The 25,053-nt window shown below is 31.9% G+C and carries 20 protein-coding genes; 10 read left to right on the top strand and 10 right to left on the bottom strand.

Annotation, left to right across the window (positions count from 1 at the left end; all coding sequences use genetic code 11):
• Positions 1-163: 163 nt before the first annotated feature.
• Complete coding sequence (locus AWE51_RS06095) at positions 164-1,291, bottom strand: tyrosine-type recombinase/integrase (protein WP_066310903.1); 1,128 nt, start codon at positions 1,289-1,291, stop codon at positions 164-166.
• Between the two features lie 83 nt (positions 1,292-1,374).
• On the opposite strand from AWE51_RS06095, the gene AWE51_RS06090 reads away from it, so the two are divergent.
• Positions 1,375-1,743, top strand: coding sequence for a hypothetical protein (locus AWE51_RS06090; RefSeq protein ID WP_066310901.1), 369 nt, complete (start codon positions 1,375-1,377; stop codon positions 1,741-1,743).
• A 19-nt stretch (positions 1,744-1,762) separates the two neighbouring features.
• Here AWE51_RS06090 and AWE51_RS06085 read toward each other — a convergent pair whose 3' ends face one another.
• A complete protein-coding gene (locus tag AWE51_RS06085; protein ID WP_066310899.1) occupies positions 1,763-2,221 on the bottom strand; it encodes a hypothetical protein in 459 nt (152 codons plus the stop codon).
• Between the two features lie 298 nt (positions 2,222-2,519).
• On the opposite strand from AWE51_RS06085, the gene AWE51_RS06080 reads away from it, so the two are divergent.
• From AWE51_RS06080 to AWE51_RS06065, 4 genes are all read left to right on the top strand, one after another.
• Positions 2,520-2,972 (top strand): hypothetical protein, encoded by a 453-nt coding sequence (locus AWE51_RS06080; RefSeq protein ID WP_066310896.1) that lies wholly within the window; start codon positions 2,520-2,522, stop codon positions 2,970-2,972.
• A 209-nt stretch (positions 2,973-3,181) separates the two neighbouring features.
• On the top strand, positions 3,182-4,819 hold the full coding sequence (locus AWE51_RS06075; protein WP_232517346.1) for an ATP-binding protein: 1,638 nt from the start codon (positions 3,182-3,184) through the stop codon (positions 4,817-4,819).
• On the top strand, positions 4,812-5,561 hold the full coding sequence (locus tag AWE51_RS06070; RefSeq protein WP_066310893.1) for a LytR/AlgR family response regulator transcription factor: 750 nt from the start codon (positions 4,812-4,814) through the stop codon (positions 5,559-5,561). Before AWE51_RS06075 ends, AWE51_RS06070 begins: the two co-directional genes overlap by 8 nt.
• Positions 5,562-5,890: 329 nt before the next feature.
• On the top strand, positions 5,891-6,145 hold the full coding sequence (locus AWE51_RS06065) for a hypothetical protein (RefSeq protein WP_066310892.1): 255 nt from the start codon (positions 5,891-5,893) through the stop codon (positions 6,143-6,145).
• 173 nt (positions 6,146-6,318) lie between these two features.
• Here AWE51_RS06065 and recG read toward each other — a convergent pair whose 3' ends face one another.
• A complete protein-coding gene (gene recG, locus AWE51_RS06060; protein ID WP_066310889.1) occupies positions 6,319-8,421 on the bottom strand; it encodes an ATP-dependent DNA helicase RecG in 2,103 nt (700 codons plus the stop codon).
• 272 nt (positions 8,422-8,693) lie between these two features.
• Here recG and AWE51_RS06055 point away from each other — a divergent pair, with 272 nt between their 5' ends.
• The 5 genes from AWE51_RS06055 to AWE51_RS06035 all read left to right on the top strand — a co-directional run bounded on the left by AWE51_RS06055 (position 8,694) and on the right by AWE51_RS06035 (position 14,632).
• Positions 8,694-10,778 carry a M1 family metallopeptidase gene (locus tag AWE51_RS06055; RefSeq protein WP_066310886.1) on the top strand — a complete coding sequence of 695 codons (2,085 nt, stop codon included), beginning with the start codon at positions 8,694-8,696 and terminating at the stop codon, positions 10,776-10,778.
• 8 nt (positions 10,779-10,786) lie between these two features.
• The gene (locus AWE51_RS06050) at positions 10,787-11,680 is read left to right on the top strand and encodes a patatin-like phospholipase family protein (protein WP_066310883.1); all 894 of its coding nucleotides are present in this window, start codon (positions 10,787-10,789) and stop codon (positions 11,678-11,680) included.
• Positions 11,681-12,604, top strand: coding sequence for a patatin-like phospholipase family protein (locus AWE51_RS06045; RefSeq protein ID WP_066310882.1), 924 nt, complete (start codon positions 11,681-11,683; stop codon positions 12,602-12,604).
• Between the two features lie 100 nt (positions 12,605-12,704).
• Positions 12,705-13,907 (top strand): glycoside hydrolase family 16 protein, encoded by a 1,203-nt coding sequence (locus AWE51_RS06040; protein WP_066310878.1) that lies wholly within the window; start codon positions 12,705-12,707, stop codon positions 13,905-13,907.
• A gap of 26 nt (positions 13,908-13,933) precedes the next feature.
• A complete protein-coding gene (locus AWE51_RS06035) occupies positions 13,934-14,632 on the top strand; it encodes a hypothetical protein (protein WP_066310876.1) in 699 nt (232 codons plus the stop codon).
• Between the two features lie 91 nt (positions 14,633-14,723).
• On the opposite strand, the gene AWE51_RS06030 is transcribed toward AWE51_RS06035, so the two are convergent.
• From AWE51_RS06030 to AWE51_RS27170, 7 genes are all read right to left on the bottom strand, one after another.
• Complete coding sequence (locus tag AWE51_RS06030; protein WP_066310874.1) at positions 14,724-15,482, bottom strand: nuclear transport factor 2 family protein; 759 nt, start codon at positions 15,480-15,482, stop codon at positions 14,724-14,726.
• Positions 15,483-16,020: 538 nt separating this feature from the next.
• Entirely contained in the window at positions 16,021-18,171 is a 2,151-nt protein-coding gene (locus AWE51_RS06025) for a M1 family metallopeptidase (protein ID WP_066310871.1), read from the bottom strand.
• 169 nt (positions 18,172-18,340) lie between these two features.
• Positions 18,341-18,865, bottom strand: a complete 525-nt coding sequence (locus tag AWE51_RS06020; protein ID WP_066310869.1) for a DUF7935 family protein — start codon at positions 18,863-18,865, stop codon at positions 18,341-18,343.
• A 42-nt stretch (positions 18,866-18,907) separates the two neighbouring features.
• A complete protein-coding gene (locus AWE51_RS06015; RefSeq protein WP_066310865.1) occupies positions 18,908-20,473 on the bottom strand; it encodes an FMN-binding glutamate synthase family protein in 1,566 nt (521 codons plus the stop codon).
• Between the two features lie 17 nt (positions 20,474-20,490).
• On the bottom strand, positions 20,491-21,777 hold the full coding sequence (locus AWE51_RS06010; RefSeq protein WP_066310862.1) for an amidohydrolase: 1,287 nt from the start codon (positions 21,775-21,777) through the stop codon (positions 20,491-20,493).
• A gap of 4 nt (positions 21,778-21,781) precedes the next feature.
• Positions 21,782-22,315, bottom strand: coding sequence for a DsrE family protein (locus tag AWE51_RS06005; RefSeq protein WP_066310860.1), 534 nt, complete (start codon positions 22,313-22,315; stop codon positions 21,782-21,784).
• Between the two features lie 147 nt (positions 22,316-22,462).
• Positions 22,463-24,847 carry a PKD domain-containing protein gene (locus AWE51_RS27170; protein ID WP_066310857.1) on the bottom strand — a complete coding sequence of 795 codons (2,385 nt, stop codon included), beginning with the start codon at positions 24,845-24,847 and terminating at the stop codon, positions 22,463-22,465.
• Between the last annotated feature and the right edge of the window lie 206 nt (positions 24,848-25,053).

Raw genomic sequence — 25,053 nt, 5'->3', positions numbered from 1 at the left:
ACTTGGACAACTCCTTTTAGCAAAGGCTTTGTCCGTCTCTTTGATCAGAATAAAACTCCATAATCCTCGCGTACTCCTCCGAAAAAATTGTCCTTGCGAACTGGACTATTGCATACAACAATTGTGTATGTGTAAAAGTAAACATATTTTCATTATAGCAATCTTAATCAAGAGGATTCTTAATGGTGTTAAAAACCGTAGTAGCCACATGAGTATAGATCTCTGTGGTTTTGGTAGAATTATGTCCTAATAATCGCTGGATGTACCTTAAATCAGTACCGCTTTCTAACAAATGAGTTGCAAAACTATGCCTTAAAACATGCGGAGTAACAGTTTTTTTAATCCCAGCTCGATGAGCAGCTTGCATTACTACTTTTACAATACTTGCCCCAGAATATTTTGATCTTTTTTGACCTTCAAATAAATAATGAGTTGGTTTATATTCTCGGTAATACAATCGTAAATCTTTTAGTATAGTTTTAGATAATAAACTAACTCTACTTTTACCTCCTTTTCCATTTGTCACCTTGACTACCATTCGTTTACTGTCAATATCTTCTAGTATGAGATTTTGTAATTCACCTCGCCTCAAACCAGAAGAATATAATAACCCAATAATACATCTATGCTTACTATTAGTAGTGAGTCGTATCATCATTAAAACTTCTTCTTTACTTATGACCTTTGGTAGTGTTTCCTTTTTTTTAGGTCGCTCTATACTATAAAACCTGTTGGGCATTCCTAAAACAACTTCATAATAAAACTTTATTGCATTAATAGCTTGATTTATAGATGAATTTGATTTTCCTTGCTGAATTAAATATTGTAAGTATAGCCTAATGTCATTTTCATCTAATTTGATAAGACCAATATTTGGGTAATAGTTTATAAAAGCTTCAAATGCCAGAACATATGTTTTTACAGTACTATTAGAGTATCTTTTTAATTCTAGTTTCTGTAAATAGGATTCTGGACAATAACGATAGGATCTAGAAGGTGCTCTATTTCTAAACCATTGTGTATCTAAAGGCAAGTTGTCTGAGTTTATAATCCTGTTTTTGAAAAAGAAACTACTGTTCACCCAAGCCACACCTTTGAATGTATTAAAAATTAAATCCAAATTTTCTTTAGTATTACTAATATATGCCATGGCGTACTTGGTACTCCATTTTGGATCAGGAAGTTCCTTAATTAAGGCTTGTATCACCTTATCTGGATGAAATTGCAAGCCAATTTTTTTCTGACTATCAATTAGTAAGTGTTTTAATGTAATGTTTTTAAGATGACTCATAGAAGTAAAAATGAATAAATTAAAAATAGTAATCGAATTTTATTCGTATAATATTCGGATATTATGCGAATAAATATTAAAATATGAGTGAGTGCCTTTCTTGTGGAAATCTAATCACAGGCAGATCAGATAAAAAGTACTGTTCTGTATATTGTAAATCAGCACATCAATATCAAAAACGTAAGTCAGAAGAAGAACAATACTATACTATCGATAAGCAATTAAAAACCAATCGAAAAATATTAAAGACCTATAATAAATCAGGTTTATCAACCGTGCGAAAAGAAAAGTTGATTGCAGAAGGGTTTGACCCAAAATATTTTACACACTATTGGAAGAATAATAAGGGTCAGGTATATCTTTTTTGCTATGAATATGGGTATTTATCTTTAAAGGACGATCAAAAAGAGAAATATGTACTTATAACATGGCAAAAGTATATGAATAGATAAAAGTAGTGTGAACGCTTAATTATGATTTGTTGACAGCAAATAGTAAATGTGTTCCTGAATCATTTGCAGTGTCTAACTTTACAGCAATTGTACTAGTTTGAGATTTAAAAACATGTGTGACTGATATTTTACCATTCTTTTTAGATTCGATGAGAGAATAGTCAGAAATAAATCGTGATAGTAATTTTAAAACATAGTTTTGGTCATTAGTCATATACGTTACCTGACCTGATTCGTTGTTAACCCGTATACCGTAAAAAAGATCTTTAGTTTCTTTCCATTGATAAAAAGTATATTTTTCATTGGATTCATCAGATTTTATAAAACTCTTCTGCTTTATAAAAGATTCAAAACTTGTATTATCCTTTGCTTTTACATAATCGGATAGTGCAGACCAATCTTTTTCATTTAAAAATTGCCCAAAAATTGTAGTAGAATAGAGTAGGAGTAGAACACAGATAACAAAAGAATTCTTCATAAAACTATATTTGGTGTATATTTCATAACAAATAATATAAGTATTTATGATGTATTAGTCGATATAATTTTGGGTAATTGTGTTTAATTCATTGTTTTCAAATAGCTTAGATAGCAGCTAATTATAAAATTTTTTATTTGATACCTTATTTTTAGAGTTTTATACCAAAATTCCTGGGCTTTATTACATTTTTTTGGATGTTGATAGTTATTTCATTGTTTCTTTACTTAAGAATTACACATTCGAATGTAATAGTAGTTCTATTACACTAAATAATAACTTTTAAACCTATTTAATTATGAGTACAAAAACAAATGAAAATTTATTAGAAAATTCTGTAATATTTATTGGAGAACCTCTTACAAATGTGACAACTGACATATTGTACCTAAATAAGTTTCAAATATCAAGTGAAGATCTTGACCCGATTCCACCACCACCAATCCCTCTAGCTTGTTACAATTCTTTAAATCAAATTGTGGTATCTGCTTTGGTATTAATTCCAAAAGATCAAGCTCCAAAGAAAATGACATTCAATATTTCTAAATATGAAAATGGAAATGAATTAGACTTTTACATAGCTTGTCCTAAATGCGAAGCTGTGTCAGAAAATGAATTCTATATTTATAATGTGAATTTTGCTACACAAGAAGTATACAAATCAAGAATAAAACGTGAGATAAAGGTTTACGTAAATTATGATGACCCAGTAACCTCAAGAGGTACTGTAACAACAGTGCAACCTAGCTAATAGTAACGTATTCTTATTTTACTTCACAAACTTTGGTTAAAAGCAGGGATTTTTCCCTGCTTTTTGTATATTGTATTAGTAGTACTTTATGAGGAATACTAATGCGACCAACTTTTATAATAGCTCTTCTTTTTTTTTGTTTTATAATAGAGAACAACCTATTTGCGCAACAAAAAAAAGAACCGATCCTTTTTGAAAAGGAAATAAAAATGAGTAGTGATCCATTTGTTGGGGAAACTAATTTTTATAAGACACGATCATTCTTTTTACAAAAAGAATGGGACTCTACATTGGTGTATTCAGCAAAACAACTAAATCAGTCTGTTAAGAATTCCACACTTAAGGACTATTGCTATTTTTTTAGAGCCTATAGCTTCAATAAAAAAGAAGTATTTAAAGAAGCCCAAAAAGAGTATTCCAAAATTTCTTCTGATTTTGAGTTTTATTCCCATGTAAATATATACTTGGGAGAAATAGCTATAGAGCTAAAAGAATTTCAAAACGCTATTGATTATTTTAAAATTATTGAGAAATCAAATGACCACAAGTTAATCAGTAAAGTAAAAGTGAATATAGAACATAATTTAGGGATTTGTTATTTACACCTGAAGCAATATGATAAATCAGAGGCGTATTTATTAAAAAGTATTGAAGCTCCAGAAGTAAAAAAAGATACCTTAAAATTAGCACGTTTCTATGGTGATATGGGGGTTTTATATTATGAACAATATAATGATGAACTGGCGATATCATACTTTCAAAAAGCATATCAATTATCTAAATCTACAAAAGACTATAAAGTAAAACAAAATATGGCGCTTAATATGGCTGTTGTAGAGGAAAACAGGAAAAAGTTTTCTGAATCTTTACGATATCGAAAAGAATACGAAAAGTGGAAAGATTCACTAAATAATCAAAGTAAAATTTGGGAAGTCGCACGGATAGAAAAAGAATTTGCAATAAAACAAAAACAAAAAGAAGTTAGCTTGCTAAAGTCAGAGAACAAAGCTAAGGTAGCAGAGCGAAATGGCTTCTTGTATACGGCTATAGCATTGTTATTACTGTTACTTACGACTATTTATTTTTATAGAGAAAAAGTAAAGTCTACTAGGATCATCACCACCCAGAAAGAAGACCTTGATGCTTTAAACGCAACAAAAGATCAAATTTTATCAATTTTAAGTCACGACTTACGCTCATCAATAATAGCTTTAAAATATAGTAATAGATTGTTGTCTGATGAGCTGGCTCCTAACAATCTTGATAACGTAAATAGCTTACTTGATCAAAACAGTACGATGGTGAATAGTTTATATAATTTATTAGATAATCTATTACAATGGGCATTATCACAAACTAAAAATTCATATTTTGAGATCACTTCATTGCCGTTACTTTCTATAACAGAACAAGTAGTGTATAATTACCTACCGCTCATGAAAGAAAAAAATATCATATTTACCAATAACGTATTAAAAAGTGATATGATTCAAGCAGATCAGGAATCTTTTAAAATTGTGCTTCGCAATTTAATTGATAATGCCATTAAGTTTTCTGATCAAGATGGTACCATAACCTTGTATACCCAAAATACTCATGATATGTATTGTGACCTTGTGATACAAGATACAGGTGCTGGTATGACAGAAGAGACCAGATTAGAACTTCTTAAAGATTCTGTTTTATTGGCTAAAAAAGAGCATGAAGATAAAATTGGTACCGGTTTAGGGGTACAGTTGTGTAAAACCATGATAAAAAAGAATCAAGGGATGTTTGCTATCGAAAGCACTTTGGGAAAAGGGACAAAAATGATTGTATCTTTACCTAAAGCATTAACCAATGGATAATATAAACGTACTTATTGTAGAAGATAACCCTAACGAGAGTGAACCTCTAGTCGCATTGCTTAAAACCCATGGGTATACTATTGCGGGTGTTGCGACAAATTTAAAAGATGCGTTAAATATATTTTACAATAGCAATACTATTGATATTGTAATTCTTGATGTTTTTTTGAACCAGGTACCCGACGGTATTGCCTTTGCAGAAACAATTAATGCGGTACCTAATGCTTCAAAACCCTTTGTGTTTTTAACCAGTGCTACAGATCGTACGATATTCGAAAGAGCTAAATTAACTCAACCTTTTAGTTATTTATTAAAACCGTTTAACGAGTTAGAATTACTATACGCTATAGAAATGGCATTAGAACGATTTTATGCGCAAAAAAACGTCTTTTTAAGTGAGGATCAGGATACAGTTATTAGCGATGCCTATTTATACATAAAGAAAGGAAAGGGATTAAAAAAAGTATTTCTTGAAGATATTATCTATATCGAAGTAGAAGAGAAATATTGTAATATAATTACTAAAAAAGAAAAGTTCGTTATTTTAATTTCGTTAACCAAAATATTAAATTTACTAGATGCCAATATGTTTAGTAGAACACATAGAAACTTTGTAGTTAATATGCAAAAAATAGAAGAAATAATACCTGCCGATAATCTTATTATATTATCAGATAATCATCAAGTTACTTTAAGTGAAACCTATAAAGGAATTATCAAAAAAGTGCGAACATTAAAATAAATAGCTTTTCTGTAGCATCTAGGTATGGATATTATCAATTAGTTTTATAACATGAGAAGATATCTAGATTCCCTATTTATCTGATTTTATGAATAAAATACCTCGTCTTATTCCATTTTTTCTACTCTGCAAGGTATTTAAGTGTAACTTCATAATAGAAATCACAGCAATAGAATACATGTTTTACAGGATGTTTTATCGTCATTTCAAAGTCTAATTTTAAGTTGTATTAGGTATTTTGTTACTTTTTAAATAAATACATTAAAAACAATAAGGTGTAACCCGAAAAACCAACAATAAATAGAGTAGGGGTAATCAAACTTGGAACAATGAAAACTTTTGAAGGAAAATGGGTGGATTTTGCTGACCAAATTATTTTGGTAACAGAAAATAGGAGAAGTTTAGAAGTTAGATATCATAACGGTCCTGGTCCGTTTTATGGGCAAACGTTAAACCTATATTCATTTGTGATTAATGTGGATTTTGAAGAGTTGTCACCATCCACTGGAGTTTTATCTGATGATGAAAATATTATTTTTTGGAGTAATGAGACAAAATGGACAAGGGTTGATTGTATTTTATGATAAATGAATTGAAAATATATACAATAGGGGGCTCTGAAAACCTATACTATGCAAATGTCTTTTTTAATCATAACTTTTCTTGACGTTTTCTTAAGGTTTTTAGAAAGGAAAGGTTGTCTGTTTATGGCAACCTTTTTCTTTTTATAAAACAGCAATATAGTTATGTGCATACATTAACTAATATAATTCCAAATATTCTTATGCTTTGCTAATTGTTGATAGGTATACAATATCACCTTATTTTTTTCTGAGGCTAACGAGGGGTCATCACCTAGTATTTTCATAGCATAATATCGAGCCGTTTTAAGAATATCATTATCTCGAACAATATCGGCTATTTTTAGATTTAATACCCCACTTTGTTGTGTACCCATAATGTCCCCAGGACCCCTAAGTTTTAAATCAACTTCTGCAATATCAAACCCATCATTAGTTCGTACCATAGTTTCTAATCGGGTTTTACTATCTGCCGAAAGTTTAAAGCTTGTCATAAGTATACAAAAACTCTGTTCAGCCCCACGTCCTACACGTCCTCTTAATTGGTGTAATTGCGATAAACCAAAACGTTCTGCACTTTCTATAATCATGACACTTGCATTAGGAACGTTGACACCAACCTCAATTACTGTTGTAGCTACCATGATTTGCGTTTCTCCTTTTACAAAACGCTCCATTTCATAATCTTTATCCTTAGGCTTCATTTGGCCATGTACTATCGATATTTGATAATCAGGCATAGGGAAGGAGCGCGCTATACTTTCATAACCATCCATCAAATCTTTGTAATCCATAGCTTCAGATTCTTGAATCAAAGGATATACAATGTAAATTTGCCTTCCTTTGTTAATTTCATCTGCGATAAACTTAAATACTTTTAAACGATTACTATCATATCGATGTACCGTTTTAATCGCTTTACGACCAGGTGGTAACTCATCAATAACTGAAATATCTAAGTCCCCATATAAGCTCATTGCCAATGTTCTGGGGATAGGAGTAGCCGTCATCACCAAAATATGTGGTGGATAGGTGTTTTTATGCCATAATTTTGAACGTTGTGCAACGCCAAATCTATGTTGTTCGTCAATGATAGCTAAACCTAGGTTTTTAAATTTTACTTTATCCTCAAGAACAGCATGTGTGCCAATTAATATATGCAATGTACCTTCTTCAAGTTCTTTATGAATTTCTCGCCTTTGCTTAGTCGTAGAGCTTCCCATTAATAATTTAACGTTGATATCCAACTCTTGTGTTAGCTCTAAAATTCCCATGTAGTGCTGATTAGCTAAAATGGCCGTAGGAGCCATTAAACAAGCCTGAAAACCATTATCAATAGCCAATAGCATAGTCATTAATCCTACTATAGTTTTCCCGGAGCCTACATCTCCTTGTAGCAAGCGATTCATTTGGGCGCTACTCCCAATATCATTTCTAATTTCTTTAATTACCCTTTTTTGTGCATTGGTAAGATCAAAAGGAAGGTGGTTCTTATAAAAGTCATTAAAGTGTTCACCCACCTCTGTAAACGGAAAGCCCTTGATTTTTTGTTTACGAATCAGTTTTTTGGTAATGAGTTGCAATTGAATATAAAATAACTCTTCGAATTTAAGTCTATATTGAGCTTTGGATAATAATTCCTGACTTTTCGGAAAATGAATATTGAAAACAGCTTCACTTTTCGAAATTAGCTTTAGTTCCTCCAGAATTTCAGAAGAAAGAGTATCATAAAACCTAACTTTGGTTTCTATAAAGAGTTGTTGCATCATCTTCATAATAACCCGATTGGTGACGCCCTTGTTTGATAATTTCTCTGTAGATGGGTAGATGGGTTGCATTACAGTCCTTAGGTTTTTCTCGTGTTCTGTGAGTAATTCCATTTCAGGATGTGGCATGCTAAAACCATTATAATACTTGGGTTTACCAAAAATCACATAAGGTGTATTTAGTTTTAGGTTTTCTCGTATCCATTTATGACCTCTAAACCATACTAATTCTAAAGAACCAGTATCATCCATAAATTTAGCTACAAGACGTTTTCCTCTTTTTTGCTCAACAGTTTTAATGTTGACAATTTTACCCATAATCTGCACTTCAGAAGAATTGCGTTGTAGCTGATTAATCTTATAATATTGAGTTTTATCGAGATATCGGTTAGGAAAGAAGTTTACCAAATCTTGATAGGTATGAATCCCTAATTCTGACCGCAACAAGTCAGCTCTAGAAGGGCCTACGCCTTTTAGATAGTCTATAGGTGTTTGTAAAACTGAAGGGTTCATAAGAACGAATATAGCACTTATTCAAAAATAGTTCAACCAATATTTATAAACCATGTTTGGTTCGTTACTAATTATTATAAACTTTAAACCAAAAACTTCTTAAATACTATTTAGTAATGCATAATGTAGATTGATAAAAATGAGAATAATAGCTCTCAAATATATCCATACCGTATAGGTCTTTATATGCGATATGATAAGCCATGTTTAAAAATTGCCACATTACAAGAGTAAATTCGTTATTTTGGCAGAACATTTGATTAAAAAAAGATATGCGTATAATCTTATATTTAATAATACTATTAATTCCTGGTGTAGGGATAACAAAGCAAATTGATGCTGTTGACTTTTTAACCGGAAATGTAAATATTTCTGTACATCCCGATACTAAGGAAGTTAGTGGGAAAGTAATATATACTTTTACGATGTTGCAATCAACAACCTCAGTATATATAGATGCTCAAAAAATGAATATTAAGACCGTTATGCTTGACGGAAATGAGATAAACATAAACTATGATGATAAGAAAATTGTTATTGCGTCTGATTTCAAAGAAAAAACCAACCATACTGTAGAGATAGAGTATACTGCTACCCCTAAAAAAGCACTGTATTTTGTTAAGGATTATCAAAATAATGATCAAATTTGGACACAAGGTCAAGGAAAATACACCTCAAATTGGTTGCCAAGTTTTGATGATATGAATGAAAAAGTAGAGTTTGATCTCACCATTAATTATCACAAAGGTTATGAAGTGATTGCTAATGGAAAATTGATCAAAAATGATGCGGTTAATGATTCTATTCAGAGTTGGCAATATGATATGAAGCAACCTATGAGTAGTTATTTATTAGCACTGGCCATAGGCAAATATGATAAAGTCGTTGAAACCTCTGCAGAAGGAATACCTTTAGAAATGTATTTTTATCCAGAAGATAAAGATAAATTTGAAACGACATATAGACACAGTAAACGCATATTTGACTTTTTAGAAAAAGAAATAGGATATGCTTTTCCCTGGCAAAATTATAAACAAATACCTGTGAAAGATTTTTTATATGCAGGTATGGAAAACACAGGTGCCACAATTTTTTCTGATGCCTTTGTAGTTGATGAAACAGCATTTGTAGATCGAAATTATATCAACGTTAATGCTCACGAATTAGCCCATCAATGGTTTGGAGATTTGGTAACAGAAACCGAAGGTACTCATCATTGGTTACAAGAAGGTTTTGCAACATACTATGCACTTTTAGCAGAGAAAGAGATTTTTGGTGAAGATTACTTTTTATATAAATTATATGAAAGTGCGGAACAACTTACACAATTATCAAAAACACCCAAAGCCACTTCATTATTAGATCCAAAAGCTAGTTCTCTAACCTTTTATCAAAGAGGAGCATGGGCAATTTATGCACTACGAAAAAAAATAGGAGAAACTAGTTTTAAAATCACCATTCATAACTTTTTAGAAAAATATAAATTCAAAAATGCAACAACAGATAATTTTATCGCAGTAGCAGAAGAGGTAAGTAATACCGATTTAGGAGAATTTAAAAAACTGTGGTTAGAAAGTGTTACTTTTCCTTCACAAGAAGCTTTAGACTTATTAACAACATCTACATTTATAAAAAAATATTTGGGATTGGCACAAGAACGAACACAACCTTTAGCCGGTAAATGGGGGACTTTAGCTAAAGCATTAGATTTTCCTGTTAATGATTATATTGGACAAGAAGTGATTTACCAATTAGGAGGAAAAACATCTCCCGAAATTATTGCTTTGTACGATAAGGCTTTTGAGACTAACAATATTTTTGTTCGACAAGCTATTGCCAATGTGCTTAGTAATATTCCTTCAGAGTTACGAACACAATATGAATCTTTGTTAAAGGATAAATCATATGCTACTATAGAACCAGCTTTATATCATTTATGGTCTAGTTTTCCAAAGAACAGAAAACAGTACTTAGAAGATACCAAGAATATTACAGGATTTAATGATAAAAATATAAGGATATTATGGCTGGTATTGGCATTAAGTACCAAGGACTATGAAATCGAAAATCATCAAAAATTCTACTTTGAACTGTCTGGTTATACCTCTGCTAAGTATCATTTTAGCACACGCGAAAATGCGTTTACCTATTTAGAAAGTTTACAAGCTTTTTCCGACGAATCTCTAAAGAACTTAGTTGATGGAGCAACACACCATAATTGGCGTTTTAGAAATACATGTAGAAAAATTCTTGATAAATTACTGAAAGATGAAAAATATAAAAAGAAATACGTAGTTTTAAAGAATAATTTACCTAAAAATCAACAAGATTTTTTATCCAAAAAATTAACCCCATAAAATAGAATATGCGTGCATTAGTAATTTCTGGAGGCGGTAGCAAAGGAGCTTTTGCAGGAGGAGTTGCACAACACCTAATACAAGATCTAGAGCGAAAATATGATATGTTTATAGGCACTTCTACAGGTAGCCTATTAGTGTCTCATCTAGCATTATCAAAGATTAGTGAGATAAAAGAATTCTATACCTCGGTTAATCAATCTTCGATATTTAAAAATTGCCCGTTTATCATTAAAAAGAAAAGAGGATATACCAATATAAGTATTAATCATTTCAATGTACTTCGCAATCTTATCGGAGGAAAAAAATCTTTTGGAAATAGCGAAAATCTTAGAGATTTGGTAGGTAATGCTATTTCTATCAAGGATTTTGAAAAACTAAAAGCTTCAAATACCGAAGTTATAGTAACAGTAACAAATTTATCGGCTAATGTAGTAGAATATAAATCGTTAAAAGATTGTAGTTATACTGATTTTTTAGATTGGATTTGGATATCATGTAATTATCCTCCCTTTATGAGTTTGGTAAGAAAAAACTCATGTGATTATGTTGATGGAGGCTTAGGATCGATGGTGCCAATTCACGAAGCTATACGCAGAGGAGCAAAAGAGCTGGATGTAATCGTTTTAGAAACGGAAGTAAACTATCTAAATCGTATGCCAACAAAAAACCCTTTCTCATTAATCACAAATATGGTTGATTTTATGATGGATAAAATAGAACATCAGAATATTCAGATAGGTAAATTTGAAGCTAAAGAAAAAGATGTGTCTATGGATTTATATTATACACCTACGGTACTCACTACTAATTCACTAGTGTTTGATAAAGATAAAATGACAGAGTGGTGGGCTAAAGGTTATGAATTTGCGAAACAAAAAAATATTTCTAATCCAATATAGATGCGAGCATTAGTAATTTCAGGAGGAGGTAGTAAAGGAGCGTATGCTGGTGGTGTAGCGCAATATTTGATGGAGGAAGAAGGTAAAAAATACGACCTCTTTTTAGGTACATCTACCGGTAGTTTGTTAATATCTCAATTGGCACTAGGTAATATCGGAAAGATGTATGATATCTATACCAATGTAAATCAACATACTATTTTTAATGTAAATCCATTTATAGTCAGAAAAAAAGGTAATAGAGAATTTGTGTCCATTAACTTTTTCTCATCTTTATGGCAGTTTATTAAAAAGAAACGAACATTTGGTGAAAGTAAAAATCTAAGACGTGCTATACGAAGGAATTTTACCGAAGCAGAATTTAGATTAGCACGAAGAAAAGTAGAAGATATTGTTGTTACCGTATCTAATCTTACCAAAAATAGGACAGAGTATAAATCTATCAATGATTTCTCCTATGAAGATTTTTGTGATTGGATATGGATGTCCTGTAATTATGTCCCTTTTATGAGTTTAGCCACAAAAGATGGTTGCGAATATGCAGATGGTGGTTTTGGATGCATGGTACCTATAAGAGAGGCGATTAGAAGAGGTGCCACAGAGGTAGATGCTATCATATTAGAATCTGAAAATATGGAGCACAATAAAGTTTTGGGAAAAAATCCATTTTCTTTGATGGTAAACTTATTTGGGTATATGCTAGATCAGGTAGAGGGACATGATACCGTAGTAGGTAAATTGGCAGCAACACATAAAGATGTTGCACTTAATTTGTATTATACACCTTCTAAATTAACAGAAAACTCGTTGATTTTTAATAAAAAGTTGATGGGTAACTGGTGGAGACAAGGTTTTGAATATGCTGCACAAAAGGCAAAACAAGCCGAAGAGAATAAACTAAAAGATATAGATTTAGCAGGATAATACATTTACCGATATATTATTCATTTATTATAGTTTATAAACCATATTTTGCTTTAAAATATGGGTTTCTTTGTTTTCTTGCATCATAAAAACACTTATGATGAAGAAAATAATACGAAGGATACATTTTGTAGCCTTTTTTCTAGCAACTTTACTTGCTAACTCCCAAACACTACCTGAACCCAATACACCTTGGGTTAAAATATTTTCTGAAGAATTTGATGGAAATGCAGTTGATACGAACGATTGGATTGTACGAAATAATGAAAGACAAGGGTTTAGTACAAATTCTCTTGATGTTAGCAATGGTACTTTAAAAATTAACAATACATATCCAACCGGAGGTAGACCTGTTGGTGGATGGATCGAATCAAGAAGAAAACCAATAGGGGATGAACGATACGGATATTATGAAGCCAGAGTAAGAATTACTGCAGATCCTAACGGTAAAATATGGCCAACATGGTGGATTTGGGGTAAAAATTTTAGAAATGGTGCTCCAGGTCCTACAGCTACAGAATTTGATCTAATGGAGTATAGCGGTTTTGCAAAAAAGTTTTTTGAAAATAAAGCTACAACTTCTCATCACTATAGTGAAAAAAGAGTACTTAACGGTAAAACTAAAATAGACGCAAGTATAGAAAGCGTTCGTACCAGAAATGCTTTTGAATGGCATACTTGGGGTATGTATTGGAGCCCTACAGAAGTGTCTTTTTATTACGATGGCGTAAAGTACCTTACCTCAGATCAACCTATCGATGCAGCAAACGATCCAAATGATATGAGTTTGATTTTATCGTGCTCTCCTCATACAATAGATGTAGTTGATTATAATAGTGGATCGGGTGGTTTTCAACCAAATAATGTAGATCAAGCCACAGCGGCGCAACCAGGTCAGACATTACCAAGTTTTGAAATAGATTGGGTACGTGTTTGGAGTCTGGGCTCAACAGTAGGAACAAATGATTGTCAAGGATTACCTAATGAAGTTTGTCAAAGAATCAATATTGCAAATACAAACTTTAAAGTACAAACTGTAGGCGAAAGTTGCGATGGAAATACAAATGGAAAAATAAATATAGAAGCTACAGAACAATTGGCTTATACAGCAACTATAGAAGGTACTTCAAACTCAAAGAGTTTTGAAACAAGTACTTCTTTTGATGGACTTGAAAATGGAGCATATACAGTATGTATTACAGCAGATGGTTTAGCCGATTTTAAACAATGTTTTGAAGTGGTTATTAAAGAATCAAATGCAGCAAACATAGATTTGTCTATTTATAATGTAAGCGAAAATTAGTGCCCTAAAATTGTAAAGAAATCGAAATGAAAAAAGTCAAAATAATATTTTCAATATTTAGCATAGTGTCTCTATTAAGTTGTAGCAATTCTGATGATAATGCCGAAACTCCCCAAGTTGTAACACCTGGAGAAGCTTTGTTATTAGCACCTGCAAAAGATGATACATGTATTATGGGAACTATAGTAAATGCTACAGAAAGTGAATTTGAATTCGCATGGAATGCGGGACAAAATGCAACAGGTTATACAATAAATTTAACAGATTTAAAATCAGGAAACACCACAACAATAACTGCTACAGAAACAAAAAGAATAGTAAGGTTATTACAAAACAATCCGTATTCATGGTCAGTGACTTCTAGAGCATCAGGAAGTGAAGAAACAAGTACAAGTCCAGTTTGGAAATTTTATAATGTGGGGGAGGGAATAGCAAATTATGCTCCTTATCCCGCGGCAATAACATCTCCTCAAAACCTTGAGACATTGACAGGATTAACAACAATTATAGAGTGGGTTGGAACAGATGCAGATAATGATATAGCTTCTTATGATGTGTTTTTAGGAACTACAAATCCTCCTACAGATACTTTAGGTAATACAACCAACATGTCTATAGCGAGCGGAAATTTATCATTAGGCACTACTTATTATCTTCAAGTCGTAACAAATGATACTTTTGGAAATAAAACAAAATCGGTAGTAACAAGATTTACTACGCCCTAGGTATAATTACCTTTTTTTGTCCTTAATTTAGAAATATAAATAGCAATTTAGATACAGTACTTAAATTGCTATTTATATTTACGTATGCGGATTATATCATGCCATTATTGTGAGCCATTTTTTCAGGAATGGGTTGATCTATAGACCAATGTTCCTCAATCATTAAGTTCTGTAATCGATAAATATCATAAATAACGCTAGGTTTAGAATCTACTATGCCACTAGATTGAGTAAGTATAAAGTTTCCTTCTCCAATAATTTTATGAACTTTAGTAATAAAAACATTAGAGTAGTATTGAGTTAAACTTTGGAGTCCGTTTTTTATTTTAGGATGATGTTGAATAATATCCTTACTTACATAATTTGAAATTAAACTAAAATCTCTATTCAATAAAATAGCTTTGGAATATTGATCAATAATAGATTTGTTACTGGAGGTGTTTTCCAGATTCTTGATGGTCATTGTTCCTTCTACCTCTGGATTACCGTTGGCACTAGATACAGATTTGGTTTTTATGGCATCCCAATGTTCCGCAATAAGACCATTTTCTATTCTAAAAAGATCTAATACTACTTTTTGTTCATCGGCTATGGCGACTTGTAAGTGAGCCGCAACGTATTCGTTATCCGAAAGTATTCTAATAAAGGGTTTAACAGGGTTCTCTGGTTTAGGGAGTTGCTTTAAAAAAGAAATTGCTTCTAAAAAACCTTTCTTACCCGTTTTTACCATTGGGTTATGTTGAATATAATTTTCGGTTACTATTTTATCAGCATAATCAAGATCTATTAGACCAATTACATTTTTATAAAAATCTAATATTATTTGTTTATTATTTTTGCTTTGTGTCATTTTTAATAAGTTTTAACGTCCTCTTGTTCAAGAGTAATATGTTTTCTTGCGTGAACATGTAGAGGGATTGAATTTTCTTCAATCTTTTAATTTTAAAAAATAAATTGAGTGATAAAGCCAGTAATGAGTAAACATAATTATCCCTTTACACTACATTTTTAGAATAATCTAGTGGTATGTTTATCCCAAAAAGACAGGCGTCTTTTGAATTGGCTTTGATGCTATGTTAAAACTATTATACAGATTTTAAAAATAGTAAAAAAAAGAGAATGATACTTGTTTTTAATATAATATTAGGACCATATTGAAAGTATAAGACAATGTAAATAATATACTGTTAATAGCTTCTTCAGAAGTTCAAATTTTTTGATATAATTGTTAGACAGGTAGTATCAATCAAAACTTGTTGTAAAAAATGTTTGACTATTGTTATTCAGTCTGTTATAGCGTTCTTCTTTGATATATATTAACTAGTTATTATGACTTTTTAAAATCAATTCAATAGTTCTGTTTTTAATTTTTTATCGTTACAATTGCCTTATTTTTGAATTCCGGTAAAAGTCCTATCATATAAGGATAAATTAAGCTCTACTTTATGTTTATTATACTTTTCCTTTAATATTTTTAAAGATATAGTTCCATCAATTGAAACAAAACTATATTTATCAAGAGGTTGGAGATAAGCTTTGATACTAGTGTTTAAAAGTTCAAACATAAGAACACCTTCTTTTTTTGATAGAAGAAGTTCCATAGGAAACTCTTCTATTGGATATATACCAAGTATACTATTGTCTAGATTCAATGATTCGTATTGATTTGATAATGAGGGGTAAAAGTTATCTGACTCATTAAAATCAGGAAAATCTGAATTGATTACTATAGATTCTATTTTTTTGAAATTAGGAATTTTAATAGTAAGGGTGCGATTGTTGTTTTTCCAAATGTCTGCTCCTAAAATAGATGAGTAGTTTTGTAGGGATTTTTTATTTATACTATCATATGCTACTTTTAAACTAATGGGTACAGGTCTTTCTCCTATTCTTTTTATAATAAGATTCCCTTCATTAAACGATTCAATTTTTAGATCAGGATATCCCATTTTAAAATACCAAGAATTCCAAAAGAAACTTAGATCTTCACCGCTAACATTCTCAAAAGTATAGAAAAAATCATATGGGGTTGGTGATTTTTTTGCCCAACGTTCAATATATGTTTTTAAACATTTAAGAAATTTTTTCTCACCTAAATGCTGGTAGAGTAATGCATAAGTAAATGATGGAAGGGAATAGGCATGATAACCATAATTATCAGTGGTGTATACGGTAGAAGTAACTGCCGGCAGACTACTAATGCTGCCAATTTTTCTTTGTACTCCAAGCTTAAATTTAGAATAAAACGAATGATCTTCTTTTTTATCATTAAAAAACTTATGCATGGTCAATATTTCAATAAAATCTGCCCAACCTTCATCCATCCATGCAAAGCGCCTTTCATTAATTCTTACATACATAGGGAAATATGAATGAAATAATTCATGAATTGTAAGAGGTTTACCTGGACCTCCATTGTTCGCCATCATAGGAAATTCCATACCACTACCTCTATTTTTAAGCCCAATAAAGGTTGTAAATTGTGGATACGGATATGGAACCCCGGGAACATCATAGGTAAAGTGTTTAATTATTTTTTGTTGAATGTGAGTTACTTCTTTATATTTTTCAATTTCTTGAACGGGAAAAGCAGTGTTGATAAGAACATTGTTCTCTTTTACTTTCTCAACAGCGGCATCCCATAAATAATGATCACTCATTGCAAAAGCAAAGTCGGTAACTTCTGTTGCCTTATAGTTCCAGGTTCCGCTTTTTAATTTTAAATTTTTAAGCTCTTCAGAAGTAACGATATTTATTACATCTTTTGAAGATTGAGCTTTTAGGTATTTTTTATGAATACTAGTAGGAAGAATATCTGCACTATTTTGTAAGGTACCTGTTGCCCAAACAAGAAAATTATCTGGTGCGGTAATGTTTACATCAAAACTTGATAGATTATTGTAAAACTCAGTAGTAAAAGTATAATCTATTTTATCCCAACCAAAAATATCATCATATACAGCTACTTGTGGATACCAGTATCCAATAAAAAATGAGGTTTCATCTACAGCACCTGTTCTTCTAAGTGTTAATGGTACTTTTTGCTGCCATTCAAATTGTAATGTTATTTTCTTTCCTGTTTTTAAGGGCTCAGCTAAAAGGATACTCATGTTTGTACCAATACGGCGTATTTGTTTGCGGTCAGAAAGATCATACTTTACACCTTCAACTATAACGCTTTTGATAATTGTACCTTCACCAATATCTTTTTCATTAACTTGAATACTCCTAGCATTGCCTTTTTTAAAGACATCATAGTACAATCTTATTACAACTTCAGATAGATCATCAGGACTGTTATTAGTAAACTCAACAACTTCTTTTCCATTGATTAATCTAGTTGAAGGAGTAACCGCAACATCTATTTTATAATTGACTTCATTTTGCCAATATTTTTCTCCAGGTTTTCCGTCTTTAGATCTAGTTTGTTTTTCATAAGCTGATTGAATTTCTCTAGGAATATGCAGATCGCTTTGTGCATTTATACTATTCGATAATATTATAAAAGAAAATGAAAGGATAAATATTTTTAATTTCATTGGGAATGAATTGTTTTTACATAGTTAATGTCTAAAAACAGTAGTATGTTACTCTTAAGAAAAATATATAATTGTATATGTAGTCTTCCTGTGATTTATTAGAGTAATTTAAAACATTAGTATAAGTGCTATTATAAAAAGCTTTATGATTAGCTAAGTTTAGCTACTACTATATACTAAACAAGTCATTTACATCACTCTTTACGGCAGCTAAAGCAATTTCACTAGGAGATCCTTTTTCTATTACAGTAGTTAGAATTATTTCTCTCATTCGATCAGTTGAGTCTACGGTTTCATCCAATGTTACTTTTCTAATTAATGAGATGATCGCATTTTTTGCTGTTTTAACTGTATTCCAACATTCGTCAGATATATAGATTTGTTGAGTTAGATTGTGCTCATATTCTTGATCAATAGCATGAATTAAGAGTACTTCATAGTTCTTTTTATTATCCCCAACAGGCTCCATTCTTTGCAATAGTTTTCCTGGAGAAATTCTTTCTAAAAATAAGGCTATACGTTCGTAAGCCTGAAGTTTAAGAGGTAATGCTTCCTTCTGGTTTTCTCGATACAAAAGAAATCTACGTCTTTTTTCTTCATTTGAGGTATGTAGTTTGAAAAAATACACAGACACTAAGGTTATTAGTATTGCAGGAATCAAAGATATAACTAAAGGTATTACTTCAATATTCATGAGAAAATATAGATTGTTAGTGTTAATTATTTTTTTAAATGACTATTTCGAATTATAAGAACCACCAAGATACGTACATTCTTTTAAATCCGTTGCACAGTTATACGCTACAGGAGTCTTGGTATACTTAAAAGATTCTTCTAATGTTTTTGTAAGTTCACCATCATCTACATTAAGGTCAATGTCTTGCATCGAAAATTGACAGGGGTGTTCATAACCCGATGCATGTGTAATTTCTATAAATTCTTTTCTAAATGTTTTAAAATATTGTGCTAAACGATCTGACTTAAGAGGAACATCGATACCTTTTTGTAACCATTTACTTTGCGTAGCTATTCCACTTGGACAGCGATTTGTATGACACACTTGAGCTTGTATACAGCCAATACTCATCATAGCTTCACGAGCGACATTAATACAATCTACCCCCATAGCAAATGCCATAGCTGCTTTGGCAGGAAATCCAAGTTTACCACTTCCTATAAAAACAACTCTATCGGTAAGATTGTATTTTTGAAATATTTTATAAATGGCTGTAAATCCATAAATCCAAGGCAAGGAAACATGATCAGCAAAACTTGGTGGAGCCGCACCAGTGCCACCTTCACCGCCATCTATTGTGATAAAATCAGGCCCTCTGTTAGACTCAGACATTAACTTAGCTAAGAGTTCCCATTGTTCAGTTTTTCCAATAGCCGCTTTGATACCTACCGGAAGTCCCGTTTCTTCAGCAATATCCTCGATAAATTGTAAAAGTTCAGGAACACTCGTAAATGCAGTATGAGATGATGGCGATAATACATCTTTACCAACTTGTACGCCTCGAATCTCTGCAATCTCGGGAGTTATTTTTGCACCTGGCAAAACACCGCCTTTGCCTGGTTTAGCTCCTTGCGATAATTTAATTTCAATAGCACGAATGAAAGGGTTTTTGGTTACCAATTCTTTCATTTTTTTCATTGAAAATTTACCATCATCACCACGAACACCAAAATAACCCGTACCAAAATGAAAAATAACATCACCACCATTACTATGATAGGGGGAAAGACCACCTTCTCCTGTATTATGATAAGAATGAGATTTTTGGATTCCTATGTTAAGAGATTCTACTGCGCGTGCTGATAAGGAACCGAAACTCATTGCAGATACATTTATTACAGATCCTGGACGATATGGTTTTTTACGTTGGTTGTAAAGCCCCATAACTTTTGCACAGGGCAAAAATGATTTATCATCTTTGTTGGGATGATCCTTATCCATTTGAAAAGGGATCATACAATTTTTTATAAAAATATGTTGATGCTCGTAAATATCTCTATCTGTACCAAAACCTTCATAATTATTCTCGTTTTTAGAAGAGGCATATACCCAACTTCTTTCAATTCTATTAAATGGAAGTTCTTCTCTATTATTAGCCACAAAATATTGCCTGATCTCGGGACCGATACTTTCTAATAGATATCTAAGATGACCTACAATAGGGAAATTATGACTGATTGTATGTCTTTTATTAAAAAAAACGTCTCGAATAGCAATTAAAGCAAAGGCAATAATGATCCATATCCACCAAGATATTGAAGCTAAAAAACCAAGTATACTTTCCATGTTACACTAAATCTATTTTATTGGGCGTTAAGATAATCTAAAGTTAACTGTGACATCACTTTAACCCCTAATAATAAACCACTTTCATCAATGTAAAAATCAGGTGTATGATGTGAAGGAGCGTTCTTTGTTGAAGGAGACTTACCACCTAAAAAGAAATAAAAGCCAGGCACTACTTCTTGAAAATATGAAAAATCTTCACCTCCAGTAGTTGCTTTTGACAAAAGTACATTTTCTTTACCTGCAATACTTTGAATAGTAGGTAACATTTGTTTTACCAAATCTGGATCATTATAAGTGATGGATGTATTGTTTTGAAAATTGATTGTTGCTTCAGCTCCGTAGGCTTTGGCAATTGCAGGTACCATTTCATTCATTCTACGAATAATAAGAGCTCTCATTTTAGGGTCTAAAGTTCTTACAGTACCAATCATTTCAGCACTTTCAGGAATAATATTAAATCGAACTCCACTAGTAATTTTTCCAACAGTAATAACAGCTGCTTCATTAACTAAAGGGGATTCTCTACTAATAATAGTTTGTAATCCGTCAATAATTTTTGCTGAGATAAGAATTGGATCAACTCCTGTCCAAGGTGCAGATCCGTGAGTTTGTTTTCCTTTTACATTAATGACAAAACGTTCTACAGCTGCCATTGTTCCTCCAGGTTTGTAACGGATTTTTCCTACATCGGTTCCAGAATTGATATGTAGTCCGAAAATTGCGTCTACATCAGGGTTTTTTAGCACACCTTCTTTAATCATTAATTTAGCACCACCTTCTTCTCCGGGTGGCGGTCCTTCTTCTGCCGGTTGGAAAATAAACTTTACAGTACCGTTTATTTTACTTTTGTTTTTCGCAAGAATTTCAGCTACTCCCATTAATATTGCAGTATGGGTATCGTGCCCACAGGCGTGACTAACACCAACCTCGGTATCTAAAAAAGTAGTTTTTACCTTTGATTTAAAGGGTACATCTGCTCTTTCGGTAACAGGTAAAGCATCAATATCTGCTCTTAAAGCGACTGTTTTTCCTTTTTTATCCCCTTTTAATATAGCTACAACGCCTGTTTTACCAACCTTTTCAGTTACTTCAAGCCCTAAGCTATTAAGGTGTTTAGCAATCTTTTTTGCAGTTTCAAATTCTCGATTAGAAAGTTCAGGATTTTCATGAAAATCTCTTCTCCATTCTATAACTTTTGATTCTAATTTTATTGCCATTGATTCTACTTCAGGATCTATTTTTTGAGCCTGAACTGTACAAATAGCCATTAAAAAAAGTACTAGTAGCGTTTGTGTGTTCATTATATTAAAAATTAATAAGTCTGTAGTTTTTATTCTGTAATTGAACCAAAGCAGTCATTGCAGACAATGCATATTGTACTTCTGGTAAAGTATTTTCTTTTAATATCTTACGGTAGGCTGCGGTTTGCCCACAAAGAATAATTTGCACGCCTTCCTTTGATAAATCAGCAATAAGCTTCGTGTTTGGGTTATTGATACCGTATTTAGCCTTATACTCGGAATCAATTAGGATATCATTGGCAGCAGAACCGTGAATAACTAATGCAACTTTAAGTTTTTCTAGTGCTATGCCAGCATCTGCATGCATATTTAAATATCGCGCCGCCGTGTTAAATAAAGGATTTACTTTTGAACTATCCTTAAAGGTGCGGCCAATATCAAATACTGCTTTTAACTCATTTTCTTTATCGGTTTTAAAGTCTGGTTTTTTCACTTCATAGGTTTTACCATAATCTGTTATGATTTTACCTTCTTTTTGTGAAAAAATGAATAACGGAAATAGAATAAGACTAAACGTAAATAGAAGAATATTTTTCAAAAGCTATTTTTTTGGCTTCTAAAGATATTCAAAAATCTATTAAAGGAAAGTTAAAATACCACTTAAGATATGTTAGTTACTAAAAAAGCCTATCTGCTTTATGAGCAGATAGGCTTTGTAATGAACTCAAAGTGAGTGTATTTTAAACTATTGTTTTACTAATTTTCCTATATATTTATTATCAATAAGTATCATATACAATCCTTTTGATAATTCAGAAACATCTAATTCAGGAGTAGGCATGGTTCGCAGCACGACTTCGCCAAGTACATTTACGATACTTATATTAAAATCATTAGCAGTAATACCATCTATTAATAAAAGTTTATCGTCGCTAACAGGGTTAGGGTAGTAGGTATATGTTTTACTATTAAGACTTAAATTAAGTTGAGATTGATCTACAGCAAATTCTGCAGAAAGAGCAGTACAACCAGCTTGATTAGCTACCTGTAATGTATATGTTCCTGTTTCTTCAGGAAGATATGTTGATCCATTAGCATCAGCTAATACTTCTCCATCCAAAAACCATTGGTATGAGGTAAACTCTGTATCTATGGCTAGTCTTTGATTTTGATTGACTGCTATAGTTGGAGATGTAGGTATTTCAAGAACTATAGCGCTTACCTCTGTTCTGGTAGCTGTTGTGCAATCTCCAATAATTCCCGAAACATAATACGTTTGTGATGCATCTAAAGCAGGTGTGTTATATGTTGCACCTGTAGCAATTACAATACCACCAGTTGGTTCTGAATACCATCGGTATTCACTATTTCCGGAGATTGTGATATTGGCTGATTCTCCAGGACAGATGTTTTGATCACTTGCAACAGGTTGTTCAGGAAGATTTATAGTTACATAATCCTTTTTTTCATTTTTGTTTTCTCCTATATCATTTACTGCAGTTAAGGATACGGTATATGACCCATTAGTGGTATAAGTATGTGTTGGGCTTTGCTCTGTAGATGTTGTTCCATCTCCAAAATCCCATAAATATGAGTTTACTTTGTTTATTGTAGTGCTTTTAAAAGTAATATCAGAACAGTCATTTCCAGATATTTCGAAATTTGCAACAGGAGGTTGTCTGTTATCTCCAGGCGTATATTTTCCAGAGATAAAATAATTACCCAATGATGAGTAATCCGAATATCCGTTTATAGGAGTTCCTTCACCAACACCATCAATTTCAATAAAGTACGTTCCTGCGGCTAAAGTTTCATTAATAGATGCAGATAAACCATCAGGATCAGAAGATACAATCTCTTCGCCAAGTGCATTAATAAGTCTGGCTTGTATATTCAAATTCGGATAATCGGGGTCAGGATTAAAATCAAAAGATACATCGCCAGCCTCTGCTATAAAGGAAAATACATCTTTATCATCTCTTTTACCAATAAAACCAAAATTTTGACTAGCACTAACATTTCCATCAGAGTCAACTTTAATTTCTGTTACCTCATTGTTTATAACATTACTATGATCATCATCTCGAAAACCAACACCATTGTTATTATCAGCCATTACTGCTATATCGTCTTGTGTTTGATTAGCGTTTTCAAATTCTCCTTGACTCCATTGCCCAATAGCTCTACTAGCACTCCATCCCATTATTGGACTCCATTTTCCATGTCCGGCATAATACTCTGTACTGCCTTGGCTATCATGTTGTAAACCTAGTGTATGGCCTACTTCATGTGAACCAGTTTCTCCAGCAACTCTACTGCCGCTTATATTATAAACCCAACAAGGGTTGTCATTACTTCTTCCAAAAGATCTTAAAAAAGCTACACCTCCAGAACCTGGAGCTGCATCATCTGTAGAAGTGAAAATACACATCATTCTGCGATTTCTTGGGGCTGCTTCAAAAATGTCTCTTCTTGTTGTAATATTGATATTAAATGGTCTAAAGTCTTCAGCCATTATTTTCCAAATCCTTAAAATTTGTTCGTCAGAAAAACTTGTAGCTCTAGCATTTATTGTAGCACCACCTTTCCAACTAGTACCTGTTACAACTTCACCATCAAAATCTAAGTATACGACACCTGTTGCTCCAGGAAGACTCTCTAACTCAAGTGCCATTTTTGTAATGGGTGTATTTTTACTAGAAGTCTTACCGCTTACTTTTTCATAATCTATACATAGGACACTATGGATATCAGTTTCTTCGATATATACTTTATTATCTGATGCTACGAAAATTTTATATGCTTTCTTAGAATCTTGTAGAACAATATTACCTTCTAACTTTCCAGCTACTTTTGATAAAGAAAGTATTGATGTTTTTTGATTATCGACTTTACCTATAATTGTAAATTCTTGATCGGTTTGCTTTTTTAGCGTAATAGAGCATAATAATGTTTCATCTTTAGATATTTTAATAGCCATAGGTTGGTTGCTTTTTTGGCTTATTAAATCATTGATAAAACTTTGTTGATCTTGGGCGATTAGATGTTTTGTAGATGATTGTGAATGAGTTATAAAACTACTTATTGTAAATAGAGTAAGTAGAAAAATGTTTACTAGTTTCTTATTCATTATGAGACGGGTATAATATCGTAGATATTGAATGCATTTTTGTAGTACAACTGAAAAAAAACAATTTTAGTATGTTAAACACGTATTTAGTATAATTGTTAAATATATAATTCTTTGTTCGGATCTGCTTTATTTTAAGAAAGTAAGACGTATTTTGAAAACAAAATACGCCGTTACCATAATCTAAAAACATAGATTAAAAAAAA

It is taken from the genome of Aquimarina aggregata (assembly GCF_001632745.1).
Classification (GTDB): domain Bacteria; phylum Bacteroidota; class Bacteroidia; order Flavobacteriales; family Flavobacteriaceae; genus Aquimarina; species Aquimarina aggregata.
This window is presented reverse-complemented; position numbering and strand designations above follow the sequence as displayed.